At 60.2% G+C, this 15,251-nt stretch carries 12 protein-coding genes and 1 pseudogene; 11 read left to right on the top strand and 2 right to left on the bottom strand.

Annotated elements, in window-relative coordinates:
* The first annotated feature begins 1 nt into the window (after window position 1).
* From CFE428DRAFT_RS05690 to CFE428DRAFT_RS05680, 3 genes are read left to right on the top strand one after another with little or no spacing between them, the layout of a single operon-like run.
* On the top strand, window positions 2–1,111 hold the full coding sequence (locus tag CFE428DRAFT_RS05690) for an enolase C-terminal domain-like protein (protein WP_006978510.1): 1,110 nt from the start codon (window positions 2–4) through the stop codon (window positions 1,109–1,111).
* Complete coding sequence (locus CFE428DRAFT_RS05685) at window positions 1,099–4,221, top strand: FAD-binding and (Fe-S)-binding domain-containing protein (protein ID WP_006978509.1); 3,123 nt, start codon at window positions 1,099–1,101, stop codon at window positions 4,219–4,221. The genes CFE428DRAFT_RS05690 and CFE428DRAFT_RS05685 overlap by 13 nt, the downstream gene beginning before the upstream one ends.
* Entirely contained in the window at window positions 4,221–5,222 is a 1,002-nt protein-coding gene (locus CFE428DRAFT_RS05680) for an SDR family oxidoreductase (RefSeq protein ID WP_006978508.1), read from the top strand. Before CFE428DRAFT_RS05685 ends, CFE428DRAFT_RS05680 begins: the two co-directional genes overlap by 1 nt.
* 173 nt (window positions 5,223–5,395) lie before the next feature.
* On the opposite strand, the gene CFE428DRAFT_RS40960 is transcribed toward CFE428DRAFT_RS05680, so the two are convergent.
* Window positions 5,396–5,848 (bottom strand): DUF6496 domain-containing protein, encoded by a 453-nt coding sequence (locus tag CFE428DRAFT_RS40960; protein ID WP_083804997.1) that lies wholly within the window; start codon window positions 5,846–5,848, stop codon window positions 5,396–5,398.
* A 301-nt stretch (window positions 5,849–6,149) separates the two neighbouring features.
* Between CFE428DRAFT_RS40960 and CFE428DRAFT_RS05670 the strand changes: the two genes are divergently transcribed.
* The 8 genes and pseudogenes from CFE428DRAFT_RS05670 to CFE428DRAFT_RS40955 all read left to right on the top strand — a co-directional run bounded on the left by CFE428DRAFT_RS05670 (window position 6,150) and on the right by CFE428DRAFT_RS40955 (window position 14,629).
* The gene (locus CFE428DRAFT_RS05670) at window positions 6,150–6,686 is read left to right on the top strand and encodes a (2Fe-2S)-binding protein (RefSeq protein ID WP_006978506.1); all 537 of its coding nucleotides are present in this window, start codon (window positions 6,150–6,152) and stop codon (window positions 6,684–6,686) included.
* Complete coding sequence (locus tag CFE428DRAFT_RS05665) at window positions 6,683–7,672, top strand: FAD binding domain-containing protein (RefSeq protein WP_006978505.1); 990 nt, start codon at window positions 6,683–6,685, stop codon at window positions 7,670–7,672. Before CFE428DRAFT_RS05670 ends, CFE428DRAFT_RS05665 begins: the two co-directional genes overlap by 4 nt.
* A gap of 8 nt (window positions 7,673–7,680) precedes the next feature.
* Window positions 7,681–9,912, top strand: coding sequence for a xanthine dehydrogenase family protein molybdopterin-binding subunit (locus CFE428DRAFT_RS05660; protein ID WP_006978504.1), 2,232 nt, complete (start codon window positions 7,681–7,683; stop codon window positions 9,910–9,912).
* A gap of 12 nt (window positions 9,913–9,924) precedes the next feature.
* Window positions 9,925–10,533, top strand: a complete 609-nt coding sequence (locus CFE428DRAFT_RS33035) for an XdhC family protein (protein WP_006978503.1) — start codon at window positions 9,925–9,927, stop codon at window positions 10,531–10,533.
* A complete protein-coding gene (locus CFE428DRAFT_RS35410; protein WP_237705440.1) occupies window positions 10,478–11,035 on the top strand; it encodes an XdhC family protein in 558 nt (185 codons plus the stop codon). Before CFE428DRAFT_RS33035 ends, CFE428DRAFT_RS35410 begins: the two co-directional genes overlap by 56 nt.
* On the top strand, window positions 11,032–11,628 hold the full coding sequence (locus CFE428DRAFT_RS34970) for a nucleotidyltransferase family protein (protein ID WP_042724492.1): 597 nt from the start codon (window positions 11,032–11,034) through the stop codon (window positions 11,626–11,628). Before CFE428DRAFT_RS35410 ends, CFE428DRAFT_RS34970 begins: the two co-directional genes overlap by 4 nt.
* Before the next feature lie 188 nt (window positions 11,629–11,816).
* A complete protein-coding gene (locus tag CFE428DRAFT_RS05640; protein WP_006978500.1) occupies window positions 11,817–12,476 on the top strand; it encodes a hypothetical protein in 660 nt (219 codons plus the stop codon).
* A 195-nt stretch (window positions 12,477–12,671) separates the two neighbouring features.
* Window positions 12,672–14,629: pseudogene (locus CFE428DRAFT_RS40955) on the top strand (aconitate hydratase).
* Between the two features lie 27 nt (window positions 14,630–14,656).
* Here CFE428DRAFT_RS40955 and CFE428DRAFT_RS05630 read toward each other — a convergent pair.
* Entirely contained in the window at window positions 14,657–15,241 is a 585-nt protein-coding gene (locus CFE428DRAFT_RS05630; protein WP_202797362.1) for a MauE/DoxX family redox-associated membrane protein, read from the bottom strand.
* Window positions 15,242–15,251 lie beyond the last annotated feature (10 nt).

The following is a 15,251-nucleotide window of genomic DNA, read 5'->3' as shown; positions in this document are numbered from 1 at the left end:
GATGAATACGTCGCCGCGCAGCCCGAAGATCGAGGACCTGCGTGTCGCGGCTTACACGATCCCGACCGAGACGGAAGAGTGTGACGGGACATATTGTTGGAAAAAGACGACGCTGGTAGTCGTGGAATTAGTCGGGGGCGGAAAGACCGGGCTCGGCTACACCTACGCCGATCGCAGTACGGCGGTGGTCATTGACCACGCCCTGCGCGAATTGGTCCTCGGCGCGGACGTCATGAACGTGCGTGCCGTTTGGGATCGGGCGCATTCCTCGGTCCGCAATCTGGGCAGTCGGGGCATTTGTGCGACTGCTATTTCCGCGGTGGACACGGCGCTTTGGGATTTGAAGGCAAAGCTGCTCGGTGTGTCTTTGGTCCAGCTGCTCGGCCAGGTCCGGGAGGCGCTCCCGATCTATGGCAGCGGAGGCTTTTGCAACTATTCGAAACAGCAACTCCAGGAGCAGCTCGCGAGTTGGACGGAAAAGGGCATCTCCATGGTGAAGATCAAGATCGGCCGGGATTCGGAAGCCGACCTTCAACGCATCGCCGATGCGCGCGAGGCGATCGGTGCGCGGGCACAGCTATTTGTCGACGCCAACGGTGCTTACATTTTCAAGGACGCCCTCGCGCAGGCGGAGGTCTTCGCCGATTTCGATATTCGCTGGTTCGAGGAACCGGTTTCCTCCGACGATCTCGAAGGGTTGCGCCTCATGCGGGGACGCGCGCCGGCGTGCATGGAAATCGCCGCGGGGGAATATGGTTACGACAGCCTCTACTTCCGCCGGATGCTGGCCGCGGGCGCGGTGGACGTGTTGCAGGCCGATGTCACGCGATGTGGCGGCATCACCGGCTTTTTGCAAGCGGGTGCGCTGTGCGATGCCTTTCAGGTCCCGCTTTCGGCGCATTGCGCCCCGGCCCTGCACCTCCACGTGGGCTGTGCGGTGAGTGCCCTGCGCCACGCCGAATACTTTTTTGATCATGTCCGGATCGAGCGCCTGCTTTTCGAGGGTGTATCCGATCCGCAGAAGGGAACGCTTCATCCCGATGTGAGCCGGCCCGGGCTGGGGCTGGAGTTCAAGCATACCGACGCCGCCCAATATTTATGCAAACCGTGAATTCGCCCACTGCCGTTCGCAACGGAGATCCCGAGGTAGCAAACCCGATCGATTCACCGCCGGTGGAAGTCGATGTTGCCCAACTCGAGGTGGAACTGCGCGCCGCGCTCGCCGGCGAAGTGCGTTTTTCGAAAGGGGATCGCGCTCTTTACGCCACGGACAGCTCGAACTATCGGCAGACCCCGATCGGCGTGATCATGCCCCGCGACGCCGGTGATGTCGTTTCCGCGACGGAGATTTGCCGAAAGTACGGAGCACCGATTCTTTCCCGCGGCACCGGCACCAGTCTCGCCGGGCAGACCTGCAATGTCGCCGTCATCTTCGATTTTTCCAAATACATGCGGCGGATTCAGTGGATCGACCCGGAGAAGAGACTGGCGCGTGTCGAACCGGGGATTCCTCTGGATGACATCAACAAGGCCACGGAGACCCACGGGCTGTGCTTCGGTCCGGATCCTTCCACGCATGCCTGGTGCAGCATCGGTGGGATGATCGGCAATAACTCCTGCGGAGTCCATTCCGTGCACGCGGAGTTCTCCGGCACCGGGCCGCGCACCTCGGACAATCTCGAGGAACTGGAGATCCTGACCTACGATGGCCTGCGCATGCGCGTGGGACCGACGAGCGAGGCGGAACTGGAGAGCATCATTCGCGAGGGTGGACGGCGTGGCGCCATTTACGCGCAGTTGAAAGCCTTGCGCGATCGTTACGCCGATCTCATTCGGACCCGTTTCCCGAAGTTGTTGCGCCGCGGATCCGGTTTCAATCTCGACGAACTGCTGCCCGAAAAGGGTTTCAATGTTGCCCGCGCCCTGGCTGGTACGGAGGGGACTTGTACTCTCGTGTTGGACGCGACGCTCCAGTTGATTTCGAATCCGCCCATGCGCGCGCTGGTCATGCTGGGCTATCCAGATATTTATCTCGCCGCGGAGGACGTAATGTTTGCGCGGAAATTCCGCCCCGTGGGATTGGAGGGGATCGACGACAAGTTCGTCGACGGCATGAAGAAAAAGCATATGCACCCGGAAGACTTGGAACTCTTCCCTCCGGGGAAGGGTTGGTTGCTGGTGGAGTTTGGTGGTGAAACCAAAGAGGAAGCGGATGTCAAAGCGCGGGCCTTCATCGCGGCGTCCAGCGCCCGCAAGGATGCGCCGACCTCCCGGCTTTATGATGCGCCCTTCAAGGAAGAGCACATCTGGGAAGCGCGTGAATCTGGTCTGCCGGCTTCCGCGCGAGTTCCGAATGAGCCGGATACCTGGGAAGGGTGGGAGGATTCCGCCGTGCCGGTGGAAAATCTCGCCCCCTATCTGCGGGAGTTCCGTGCGCTCCTCGACAAGTATGGCTGGCTCTGCACTTTTTACGGGCATTTCGGCCAGGGGCTCGTGCACACCCGCATCGATTTTCCGCTGAAGACAGCGGATGGCGTGCGGGCCTATGAGCGCTTTGGGCGGGAGGCCGCGGAACTGGTCGTGAAGTTTGGCGGGTCGATGTCCGGCGAGCACGGGGATGGTCAGTCGCGTGCGGAGTTCCTGAACATCATGTATGGCGACGAACTGGTGGAGGCCTTCCGCCAGTTCAAGGCGATCTGGGATCCGGCGAATCAGATGAATCCCGGCAAGGTGGCCGGCCCGGGACACATCTATCGGCGCGATGAGAATCTCCGTCTGGGCGAGCATTACGATCCGCCGCAGGTAAAGACGCATTTCCAATTTCCCGACGACAAGGGCAGCTTTTCCTACGCGTTGGAACGTTGCGTCGGGGTGGGGAAATGCCGGCGCGAATCCGCGGGCACGATGTGCCCGAGTTACATGGTGACTCACGACGAAAAGCACTGCACGCGAGGCCGCGCGCGCTCGCTTTTCGAGATGCTCCAGGGCAAAGTCATCGGCCGCAATGGCTGGCGGGACGATGCGGTCCACGAGGCGCTGGACCTCTGCCTTTCGTGCAAAGGGTGCAAGTCCGACTGTCCGATGAACGTCGACATGGCGACTTACAAAGCGGAGTTTCTATCGCACTATTATGAGGGTCGTCTGCGTCCACTCCCCGCGTACGCGATGGGATTGATCTATTGGTGGGCACGATTGGCCTCAAAAGTGCCGACGCTCGTCAATTTCTTCACCCAGACCCCGCCGTTCTCCACGCTGGCCAAGATATTCGGCGGCATCGCGCAACAGCGGCAGATGCCGAAGTTTGCCGCGCAGACATTCCGGGAATGGTTTGCCCAACGCCAGGCGCCGCCGCGCGTGGGCGTCCGGGTGGTTCTTTGGCCGGACACCTTCAATAACTTCTTCTTCCCCGAAACGCTCATCGCCGCGGTGGAAGTGCTGGAGGCGGCGGGGTGCCACGTCGTGCTGCCTCCACGGATGCTTTGCTGTGGGCGACCGCTTTACGATTTCGGCATGCTGACCGTCGCGAAAAAGCTGCTCCAGGATATCCTCGAAAGCCTGGGCGATGAGATCGACGCCGGGACGCCGCTCATTGGTTTGGAGCCGAGCTGTGTCGCCGTCTTCCGCGATGAATTGCATGGGATGTTTCCCAATCGCGAACAGGCCGGGCGTCTCCAGCAGCAGACTTTCACTCTCGCGGAGTATCTCATGAAACATGCGCCGGGCTTCGAACCGCCGAAACTTCAGCGACACGCCTTGCTGCACGGGCATTGCCATCACAAGGCGATCATGAAGTTAACCCAGGAGGAGAAGCTGCTGGAGAAGATGGGCCTCGAGGTGGACAAGCCAGACACCGGTTGCTGCGGCATGGCGGGTTCGTTTGGTTTCGAAAAGGAGAAGTATGATGTGTCGGTTGCCTGTGGGGAGCGGGTGCTGTTGCCCGCGGTCCGATCCGCTTCGCCGGATACGCTGATTATTGCCGATGGGTTCTCGTGCCGGGAACAAATCGCGCAACTCACCGAGCGGCGCGCGTTGCACACGGCGGAAGTTTTGAAGATGGCTCTCGACAGCGGACCGCGCGGACCGGTTGGGGTCCTTCCGGAGCAGTCCGGCCGTGAGCCGGAGCGCGCGGCCTTGAATCCGCTCGAAGTGGCGATCCTGGGAGGCGCCGCTTTGGCGCTGGTGAGCACGTTCATTTCCTTCCTGAGAGGGAGGAGGCGCTGATGAACTCTTCAGCCAAACCGCGGGTGGTTGTGATCACGGGAGCCTCCGCCGGCGTCGGGCGTGCCACCGCTCGCGCCTTCGCCAGGGAAGGTGCTTCCATCGGGTTGATCGCTCGCGGCCAGGATGGACTGGACGGCGCGAAGCGCGACGTGGAAGAACTTGGGGGATCCGCCCTGGCGCTACCGGTGGACGTCGCGGATGCGGAGGCCGTGGAAGCCGCCGCGGAAGAAGTAGAGCGGACCTTGGGACCGATCGATGTCTGGGTGAATGTGGCGATGACGAGTGTGTTTTCGCCGGTGAAGGAAATGCGACCGGAAGAATACAAGCGCGTCACCGAGGTCAACTATCTCGGGTATGTGTATGGAACGCTGGCCGCGCTGAAACGCATGCTGCCGCGAAATTCAGGACGCATCATCCAGGTCGGCAGTGCGCTCGCTTACCGCGGCATTCCGCTGCAATCAGCCTATTGCGCCAGCAAGCACGCCATCCAGGGCTTCATGGATTCGCTCCGCTGTGAATTGCTGCACGACCACAGCAGGGTGAAGGTCTGCATGGTCCAGATGCCGGCGATGAACACGCCACAATTTGGATGGGTGAGAAGCCGAATGCCGAACAAAGCTCAGCCGGTGCCGCCGATCTATCAACCGGAAGTCGCGGCGGATGCGATCGTCTTCGCCTCTCATCATGACCGCCGGGAAATCTATGTTGGCCTGCCGACGGTGGAAGCGGTGGTCGGTAACAAATGGTTCCCCGGTCTTTTGGATCACTATCTGGGTCGCACCGGGTTCGACAGCCAGCAAACGAATGAGCCGAAAGATCCCGATCAACCGGATAACTTGTTTCACCCGGTGCCTGGCGATCACGGCGCCCATGGGAGCTTCGATAGCCGCTCCTGCAACACCAGCCTGCAGCTTTGGACCGACAAGCACCGAACCTTTCTTGGAATCTGCTGCCTGGGAATCCTGCTCTCCATGGTCACCGCGCTTTTGCCGAGGAAATGATCAGATTGTTCTGATGCTTAAAAAAGCACCGGCGGGCTTGAATGAGGGGCAACGACTAACTCCCTCCGGAGGTCATCTCCAGCCCGCCGGTGCGAATCCATCTTAGCCAGACGACATCCGAACGTCTCTCGGAAGATATCCTGAGTGAATCATCGGGAAATCCCGTATCGCCCCTAACGCCGGCGGGCCCGCGTCCGCGCCGCCTTTTTGGCGGACGCCGACCGTTGGGCCGAGGTGCGTCGCCGAGCCGCCGTGCGGGCTTGTCGGGAAAGGGCGCTTTTTGACGCGGCGGAAGTTCCCTCCCGCTGCAGTGCTTTCGTTGTGGCGCGTGAGCGGATGCGGGAAACCGGCTTGCGACGGGGACTCTTTCCCTTCGCGGAATCCTGCGCCGCCTTGTGGCGGGTGGCTGCGGAAACGCTGCCCTTTTTCGGGGGCGGCAATTTCACGCCGGCACGGCGCGCTTTCGAGAGTCCGATGGCGATGGCCTGCTTCGTGGAGCGGGCTCCATGCTTTCCGGCCCGGATTTCCTCAATTTCTTCGCGGACGAATTCACCCGCTTGCGTGGAGGCAGATTTTCCCTGCCGGCGATCCCTTGTTGCACGTTTGAGTGTCTTTTCTTTAGGCATATCCCACGTTCGCGCGGTTTGACGCCGCTGGTTGTGGCCAGAGTGGTCACGGGAAATAGTGTAAATGGAGGATGTGATTATCGGGCCGGCAGCCATTCCGGCCCAGCGATCCGAAACGACAACAGCGCGCTGCTTGCGTGCCTTCGCATCACTTTTCAAGCCTATGAGTGAATCTTCGCCTGAGCCTTGCCCCGAGATTCCTCCGAACGATGGAGGTGTTGAGGCGCCGGGGCAAACCCGGCGGCAGTTCGTTACTCGAGTGGCGGTGACCGCCGTGGGCGCCACGGCCATTCCTGCTGTTATGCAATACGAAGCATATGCGATCGATACCGCTCCCGGACGGGGGCGTCCCGAAGCCGCTCAAAAAATAGACATCAAGTTGCGCATCAATGGGAGCGAACATGCGCTGGCGGTCGACTCGCGGACCACCTTGCTCGATGCCCTGCGCGATCGATTGGGACTGACCGGCAGCAAGAAAGGCTGCGATCACGGCCAGTGCGGCGCCTGCACCGTGCTGGTCAATGGACGTCGCATTAATTCCTGTCTCACCCTGGCTGCGATGCACGAAGGGGACGAGATCACGACGATCGAAGGGCTGGCGCAGGATTCCGCTCTGCATTCCGTTCAGCTAGCCTTTATCGAGCACGACGCCTTTCAGTGCGGTTATTGCACGTCAGGGCAGATTTGCTCGGCAGTCGCTTTGTTGAAGGAGGATCACGCTCGCACGGATGACGAGATCCGCGAATGGATGAGCGGCAACCTTTGTCGCTGCGGAGCTTATACGAACATCGTCGCCGCCATTCGCGAGGCTCGGGAAAAGAAAGCCGCTGCCTTATGACGCCGTTCACTTATTCCCGTGAGACCGACCTCGCCCAGGCCACGCAGCACCTGGCCGGCAACCCGCAGGCGAAGCTGCTGGGTGGCGGCACCAATTTAATTGATTTGATGAAAATGGGTGTCGAGACACCGGCGCAATTGCTCGACATCCATCGTCTGCCGCTCGCACAGATCGAAGCTCTTCCGGATGGAGGCATTCGCATTGGCGCCCTGGCCCGGAACTCTGACACCGCCGAGCATCCGCTCGTCATTAAGAATTATCCGCTGTTGCGCGAGGCACTGCTCGCAGGGGCGAGTCCGCAATTGCGCAACATGGCGACCACTGGCGGGAACCTTTTACAACGCACCCGCTGTCCTTACTTTTACGACCCGGCATTTTCGCAGTGCAACAAACGGCGGCCCGGCAGTGGTTGCGGAGCGCTGCAGGGATACAACCGCATGCACGCGATCCTCGGGCAGAGCGAACATTGTATTGCCGCCCATCCCAGCGACATGTGCGTGGCCATGGCCGCGCTCGAAGCCGTGATCCGGGTGCGCAGTGGAAAAGGGGAGCGCCAGATCGCCTTTGAGGATTTTCATCGTTTGCCCGGCGACACGCCGGAGAAGGAAACCAATCTCGCGCCGGATGAAATCATCACTGCCGTCGATCTGCCGCCGGTTTCCTCGTCAGCGCGATCGCATTATCTCAAAATCCGGGACCGGGCCAGTTACGCTTTCGCACTCGTCAGTGCGGGTGTGGTCGTGGAGCTCGAGGGCAACCAGATCAAATGGGCCCGCGTGGCGCTGGGAGGAGTCGCGCACAAACCGTGGCGCGCCAGGGTGGCAGAGCAGGCATTGCAGGGCAAAGAAGCAACTCCCGATGTCTTTCGCAAAGCGGCTGAGGAGGCTCTCGCGGGGGCGAAAGGATATGAGTTCAATCGCTTTAAAATCGAACTGGCGAAACGTTGCCTCGTTCGGGCTCTGAATGTCGCGACCGCAATTGCGTAACTGCTGTTATGTCTACCGAGTTGAAACCCCATGCCATCGGCCAACCGCTCAGTCGCGTGGACGGTCGCTTGAAAGTGACCGGCGCCGCCAGGTATCCCGCCGAGTTTAGGCCGCCGAACCTGGCCTGCGGGTTTCTGGTGGGCAGCACCATCGCGAAAGGGGCGATCCGCTCCATCGACGTCACGACCGCGGAAAAGGCACCGGGAGTATTGGCCGTGCTGACCCATCAGAATGTTCCCAAGCTCACCGAGCCACCCAATGCGAAGGATTCCGGGGGAATTCGGATTGAGGAACGCATTCCGTTTTCGGACGCCAAAATTAACTATGCCGGTCAGTATATCGCGGTGATCGTCGCGACCACTTTCGAAGAGGCGCGATATGCGGCCGGTTTGCTCCGCGTGGATTACGAGGTGGAACGATTCGCGCTGACCAAGGAAGATGCTCCCGATACGGCCAAACAACCGGAGGAGAGCATTGGAGAAAAGCTGCAACAGCGCAAAGGTGAGATCGCAGCTGCCCTGGCCAAACCGGACTTGGTCAAGATCGAGGAGACTTACTCCACGCCGACGGAAACGCATAACCCAATGGAGTGCTCCGCGACGATTGCCGAGTGGCCGGATGCGCAGCATCTCGTGCTTTACGATGCGACCCAATACGTGAAGGGGGCGCAAGCGGTGGTGGCGCAGGCTTTCAATTTGCCTCGAGAAAATGTGCGCATCATTTGTCCGTTCGTCGGAGGCGCCTTTGGCTGCAAGGGCCCGGTGTGGCCCCACACGATTGCCGCGGCGATGGCGGCTCTCGTCGTGAAACGACCGGTGCGCATTGAGGTAACGCGGCAACTGATGTTCAGTGGCACCGGGCACCGGCCGCCGACGTTCCAAACCATCGCGCTGGCGGCCAGCCGGGATGGCAAATTGCAAGCGATCCGCCACAAGAGCGAGATGCTTACTTCTCCGGTCGGCGCTTGGGTCGAGGCCTGCGGGATCGGTTCCACGAACGTTCTCTACGACGCTCCGGCCATTGAGTTCAGTCATACCGTCTACACGGTCAATGTCTCGCAACCCTCCTTCATGCGCGCACCCGGGGAGTGTCCGGGGACCTATGCGGCCGAGTGCGCCATGGATGAACTTGCCTATGCCCTCGGTATGGACCCATTGCAATTGCGGTTGGTCAATGATTCGCCCAACCATCCGCTCAAAGGTGTCCCGTGGTCCACGAAGCATTTGCGCGAATGCTATGAGGTCGGCGCGGAACGGTTTGGCTGGAACAAGCGCCAGCACGCACCGGGTTCCATGAAAGACGGTCGATTGTCGATCGGGTGGGGCATGGCCACGGCGACGTACCCGGCGAAGAAATGGGACGCGGACGTGCACATCCAACTCCACGCAGGCGGCAAGACCATCGTCAAGTGCGCCTCGCATGACCTCGGCACGGGCGCCTATACCGCCTTCACTCAAATCAGCGCCGATGCCATCGGAGTGCCGGTTGAAGATGTGGTCTTCGAACTCGGCTCATCGGATTTTCCTTATGGCCCCGTGGCCGGTGGCTCGAATTCGACGGCCACCGTCGGTTCGGCCATTGTCGCCGCTGCCCAAAAGCTGCACGAAAAATTGGCCGGTCTCGCATTGGCCGACAAAGAATCGCCGCTCGCCGGCGCCGAGGCGAAGAAGATAGCCCTCGTCGGCGCACGTCGATTGGGTGACGGCTCCAAATCGGTTTCTTTTGACGACATTCTCCATGGCGCGGGGTTGAAATCGATCGAGGCGCAAGGCGGCATCAAAGAGGAGGAAAACAAGAAGCTCGGTTTTCAAAGTTTTGGCGCGCATTTTTGCGAGGTCAACGTCGACCCCGAGTTGTTGTCCGTGCGAGTCAGTCGCTTTGTGAGCGTGATGGATTGTGGGCGGGTGATTAATCCCAAAACCGGGGGCAGCCAGATCCTCGGCGGTGTGGTCATGGGCATCGGTATGGCGCTCGAGGAGCACACGGTCTACGATCGACAGACCGGACTCCCTGCAACCCGCAACCTCGCCGACTACCACGTGCCGGTGAATGCGGATATTCCGGCGATCGAGGTGCATTTCGTCGGCGAGCCGGACTTCGCTTTCAATCCCATGGGCAGTCGTGGCATGGGAGAAATCGGGATTACCGGCGCGGCGGCGGCGGTCGCGAATGCCGTCTTTCATGCAACCGGCAAGCGCGTCCGCGATTTGCCGATCACCCTGGATAAACTCCTGGTCTGAAGCACGCGTCTCATGAGTGAATTCGCCCGCCTCGTTGCTCATTGGTCACAGCACCGTTCGCGCCGATTCAGCATGGCCACCGTGGTCCGCACTTCCGGTTCGACGTATCGCCGGGCAGGGGCGCGAATGTTGATCGACGATAGTGGGGAAACGTTCGGGCTGGTGAGCGGGGGATGCCTGGAAGCGGAAGTCTCGAAGCACGCGGCCGAGACTTTGCGCAGCGGCCGCCCTGAGCTGCTGGCTTTCGATACGCGGGCCCAACTGGGCTGCCGGGGCACGGTGGAGATCCTCGTCGAGGCCTTCGCGGAAAAGAGCGCCGAGCAGTTGTTTTCCACCGCGCGCGGATGTTTTCAGCAACGCCGGACCCTCATTGGTGCCACTCTTTTCGGGGACGATGAGCCCAGCGATATTTCGTTTGGCTCTTATCCGATTTCCACCGATGGCATTCATGCACTCGCCGCGACGGAGCTTCCGGGAACCGATCATCCGAGGCGGTCAGGCGGCGCTCGAAGCGGACCGAATCCTGACCCGCCGCTGCGAACTGCATGGCGCGAGCTCCGAGGCTTTGTTCCATCCATTGCGTCCGCCGTTGCAATTGTACGTCTTTGGCGCTGGTCCTGACGCGCTCCCAGTTTGTGCATTCGCGGCGCAACTGGGTTGGAAGGTGACCCTCGTAATTCATCCATCGCAATCTCCGCCGGCTGTCGATGGCCGCTATTCGATTTATGCAGCCGGTCCGGAGGAGATTGTATCGCTCTCGTTCGATCAACGGACAGCGGCCGTCGTCATGACGCACAACTACGGCCGCGATCTCGCCTATCTTGCGCGACTCCTGCCCCTGCGTCTGCCGTATCTTGGATTGCTGGGCCCACGCAATCGCCGCGAGAGCCTGCTCGGAGACTTGACCTCCTATGGCACTGCTTTGGATGAGGCGAGCCTGGCTTCGCTGTATAGCCCGATCGGCTTAAACATCGGCGCCGATACCCCCGACGAAATCGCCCTTTCGATATTGGCGGAAATCAAGGCGGTGTTCGCCAGTCGGCGCGCGGGCTTTCTGCGGGACTCTCGCGCTCCGATTCACGCCACCGAAGTAGCGGCGCTGGCATCGCCTGTCCTGACGTGAACGCTGCCGCCCTCATCCTGGCCGCCGGGACCTCGAGCCGATTGCACACGCCCAAGCAGTTGGTGCGCTTTCGAGGGGAGACGCTGCTGCGCCATGCGGCGCGAGCCGCTCTGAGTTCACGATGTAGCAACGTCATCGTAGTGACCGGAGCTCATGGCGAGCGATGTGCTTCAGAGGTCGCCGGTATGCCCGTCACCGTTCGGCACAACCCACGATGGGCCGAGGGTCTTTCCAGTTCGATCCGCGCTGGCATGGCGGTGATCGCGGAGCGGGCGTTGATGCCGGATTGTGTGGTGTTGTTGGTTTGCGACCAACCCGGCCTGGACGCCGATTTGATCAACCGCCTCCTTGAGACACATAGGGTGACGGGTTGCGGGATCGTGGCATCGCATTATGCGGGAATCCTCGGCGTTCCCGCGCTTTTCGCCGCCAACTACTATCCGGCCCTGACGGCGCTGGAGGGAGACCACGGAGCGCGCCAATTGTTCCAACGGTTTGCAGACGATTGTGACGCAGTCTCGTTCCCCGATGGGATCAGAGATATTGATACCCCAGCCGATCTCCGGCTGATTTCACAGTCTCTAACACCGTGATCCCTCGGATGCCGGCCTGAAATCCGCGGAGTGAAAAGTTTGGGTGACGAAGATCGCACAATTACCCGCCCCAATTGTCCAAACTATGTGGCCCCGAGAAAACTCCGGGAGTCACAAACGAACATAGATTGGGAGGTAAATTAGCAATGCAAGAAATAAGAGAACAAACAACTCAGGCGCGATCGTATATGGACCAGCCTGAAAAAGACAAATCGCTGGAATTTCTGAGTGGCGGTATGGGTATCGAGGCGATCGCCGGGATTGGGACAGTCGTTCTGGCGATCCTGGGCCTGGCGGGTGTGATACCGGCTTACATGACGGCCATTGCAGCGATCGTGGCTGGCGCGGGCTTGTTGCTGGGTGGCGCTTCCATCGCCAGCCGGCTGGATTACCTGCGCGCCCATGCGGCTAATGAAGCGAAATTCGGGGAATTGAGCGAAGGCATGGGTGGCGAGTTCCTCGCCGGGTTGGGCGGTGTCGTGTTAGGTATTTTGTCGCTCATCGGCATCGTTCCGGCGACTCTATTGCCCATCGCGGCCATCGTCCTGGGCGGCGGCCTGCTCGTCGGCATTGGCGCGGTCGGCCGGTTGAACAAATACCCGACCTTTATGGAGGGTGAAACGCACACGGATTATGTGGCGCGTCAGACGACCTCGAGCGCGGCGGGAACGCAGTTGCTCGTGGGCTTTGCCAGTATCGCGCTGGGTATTCTGGCGTTGGTGGGCTTTAGCTGGATGACGCTCACCCTGGTGGCGTTTCTGTGTGTGGGGTGCGCTACCTGGTTCACGGGAATGTCGCTTGGCGGCCGTCTCCAGGCGGCGCTGCACCATCACCTGCACCACTGGTAGGTTCACGCAGAAGCAGGAATAAAGAAGGGGGCTTTACCCGGAAGGGTGGAGCTCCTTTTGTTTTTGGACCTTGGAATCGGGGACGGACCTGAAGCGCGCGGTGGCCTCCGGTGACGAATTTCACGTGCGTCAACCTTCGCCCCTCGACGATCCGCGGCGCCGCATTCTGTTTGTGCGCAGAAGATCAGAATATCTATGAGCCGGAACGTCGCCCAAAAGTTGATTGAAAGTCATCTTGTCGCCGGACGCATGGACCCTGGCGACGAGATAGCGCTGAAGATCGATCAGACACTCACTCAGGATGCCACGGGAACGCTCGTCATGCTGGAACTGGAAGCGGCGGGACTGGATCGAGTGCGGACGGAGTTATCCGCCCAATACGTCGATCACAATCTCGTGCAGGACGATTTTCGGAACGCCGACGATCATGTGTTCCTGCGCAGTGCGTGCCAGCGGTACGGACTCTGGTTCAGCCGTCCGGGCAATGGCGTGAGCCATCCAGTGCACATGGAGCGTTTTGGAGTCCCAGGAAAATCACTGCTTGGCTCGGATAGCCACACTCCGGCGTCCGGCGCCCTCGGCATGTTGGCGATTGGCGCCGGCGGTCTCGAGGTCGCTCTGGCCATGGCCGGCCTGCCGTTCCATGTTCGCATGCCGAAAATCTGGGGCATTCGTCTTACCGGGACGCTGCCAGATTGGGTGAGCGCCAAGGATGTAATTCTCGAGATGCTCCGTCGTCATGGCGTAAAGGGCGGGGTCGGTTGCATCTTCGAATATTTCGGAGACGGCCTAGCATGTCTCTCGGCGATGGATCGTCACGTGATTGCCAACATGGGCGCGGAACTGGGAGCGACGACTTCGGTATTCCCATCCGACGAAGCAGTGCGGCAATTCATGCAAACGCAACAGCGCGGTGACGAATGGCGGGAGATTCTCGCGGATACGGATGCTGCCTATGATGAGCAGGACGAAATCGATCTTTCGCGCCTCGAACCGCTCATCGCCTGCCCGAGCAGTCCGGGAAATGTCGTCCCGGTGCATGAAGTCGCTGGGCGCGAAATCTATCAAACCTACATCGGTTCGTCAGCCAATCCGGGACTGCGGGATTTTGCCGTGCCGGCGATGATGGTGGATGGGCGGCAGATCGACAATCGAGTGTCTTTCGACGTGAATCCCACCTCGCGGCAGATTCTGGAGAACCTCGTGGAACTCGGCTTTCTCGGGAAAATTGATCCATGCAGGTGCGCGCATTCACCAGGCGGGCTGCAATGGGTTGCATCGGGCATGGGGGCAGGCCCCGGCGACAGGGGCGCATCAGTCTGCGCACCGTTCCGCGCAATTTTCCGGGACGCTCCGGAACCAGGGAAGACCAAGTCTATCTCTGCAGTCCAGAGACGGCCGCGGCTTCCGCACTCCTGGGAGTCATCACCGATCCTCGCACCTTGCCGATGAAATACCCTCGTTTCTCGGAACCGAAAACCGTGCGCGTGAATACATCGATGATGCAGCCCCCGCCTCCGGCCGGCACGACTGCGACGCTCGAAAAAGGGCCGAATATTCAACCTTTGCCTGACTTTGATCCACTTCCCGACGAACTCGAGTGCCCGGTGCTTTTGAAAGTAGGCGATAACATCTCCACGGACGAAATCATGCCCGCGGGAATGCAGGTGCTTCCGTATCGGAGTAACATTCCGGCGATCAGCCAATTCGTCTTCCGTGACGTCGACAAGGATTACGTCAAGCGAACGGACGAGCACCAACATCGTCCATCGATCATCGTGGCAGGGGAGAACTACGGACAAGGTTCCAGTCGTGAGCACGCCGCCCTGGCTCCACGTTATCTGGGTCTGCGAGTCGTCATCGCCGTGAGTTTCGCGCGCATTCACTGGCACAATCTCGTCAACTTCGGGATTCTGCCGCTGATCTTTACCGACGCCAGGGATTTGGAAAGCATCGAGCTGGGCGATATTCTCGTTCTGCCGGAGCTGCGAACGTGCGTCACCAAGCGCCAACCGATTGAGGTGACTCATCAGCGGACAGGGGAAAGGCTGAAGGTTAAACATCAACTGAGTGACCGGCAGGCAGAAGTGATCCTTGCCGGAAGTTTGCTCACCGTCGTGCGTCGAAAACTGCTGCACGATTCTCCGATTTAGCCGCCCCAATAGTCATTCTGCCAGACGCTAGGGTCGACCGATCCACCACATCGCCGCGGCCATCGCAGCCATTCCCAAGTCTTCCACCAAGGCGACAGTCGAAAGCGGCACTTTCAGGACATTGCCCATGCACGCACATTCGAGGTCGAGCCCTTTGCGCAGCGCATTGCAGACTCCGAGCGCACCGAAGATCATTACCACCACGGTGATGGCATAAATCGCTTCCAGGTGCCAGCGGGCCAGATAGCCCAGACCAAGTCCGCATTCGATGAACGGATAAACGTGAGCGTAAAAGCGCAGGCGTTTCGCCAGAAGATCGTACATCTGGAATCCATCGGCGAATCCCTCCATGTCGAAGAATTTGAAAAGGGAGAAGATGACGAGGAAGAATCCCATGAAATCCTGCATCCACTCCATCCAGTGCCAGGTGCCATAAGCAATCTCCTTGGCCGCCGCCGCCGCCAGCGCGGCGGCCACGATGACCAGCAGAGGAATATAGTCTGTCCATCGGGAACCCCGGCCTTTTTGCCGCTCGTGGACGGTATCCCTATTTGATTTGGAATCGGAAGACTCCGATTCCACCGGTCGTTCGGAATGTGTTGAAGAATTCACGGGTGTTTTC

The sequence above is a fragment of the Chthoniobacter flavus Ellin428 genome (genome assembly GCF_000173075.1).
In the GTDB taxonomy this organism is placed as follows: Bacteria; Verrucomicrobiota; Verrucomicrobiia; order Chthoniobacterales; family Chthoniobacteraceae; genus Chthoniobacter; species Chthoniobacter flavus.
This window is presented reverse-complemented; position numbering and strand designations above follow the sequence as displayed.

Bases quoted from the DNA above. Each gene is read 5' to 3' on its own strand.
- CFE428DRAFT_RS05690 (WP_006978510.1), top strand. From the start codon at position 2: ATGAATACGTCGCCGCGCAGCCCGAAGATCGAGGACCTGCGTGTCGCG.
- CFE428DRAFT_RS05685 (WP_006978509.1), top strand. From the start codon at position 1,099: ATGCAAACCGTGAATTCGCCCACTGCCGTTCGCAACGGAGATCCCGAG.
- CFE428DRAFT_RS05680 (WP_006978508.1), top strand. From the start codon at position 4,221: ATGAACTCTTCAGCCAAACCGCGGGTGGTTGTGATCACGGGAGCCTCC.
- CFE428DRAFT_RS40960 (WP_083804997.1), bottom strand. From the start codon at position 5,848: ATGCCTAAAGAAAAGACACTCAAACGTGCAACAAGGGATCGCCGGCAG.
- CFE428DRAFT_RS05670 (WP_006978506.1), top strand. From the start codon at position 6,150: ATGCAATACGAAGCATATGCGATCGATACCGCTCCCGGACGGGGGCGT.
- CFE428DRAFT_RS05665 (WP_006978505.1), top strand. From the start codon at position 6,683: ATGACGCCGTTCACTTATTCCCGTGAGACCGACCTCGCCCAGGCCACG.
- CFE428DRAFT_RS05660 (WP_006978504.1), top strand. From the start codon at position 7,681: ATGTCTACCGAGTTGAAACCCCATGCCATCGGCCAACCGCTCAGTCGC.
- CFE428DRAFT_RS33035 (WP_006978503.1), top strand. From the start codon at position 9,925: ATGAGTGAATTCGCCCGCCTCGTTGCTCATTGGTCACAGCACCGTTCG.
- CFE428DRAFT_RS05640 (WP_006978500.1), top strand. From the start codon at position 11,817: ATGGACCAGCCTGAAAAAGACAAATCGCTGGAATTTCTGAGTGGCGGT.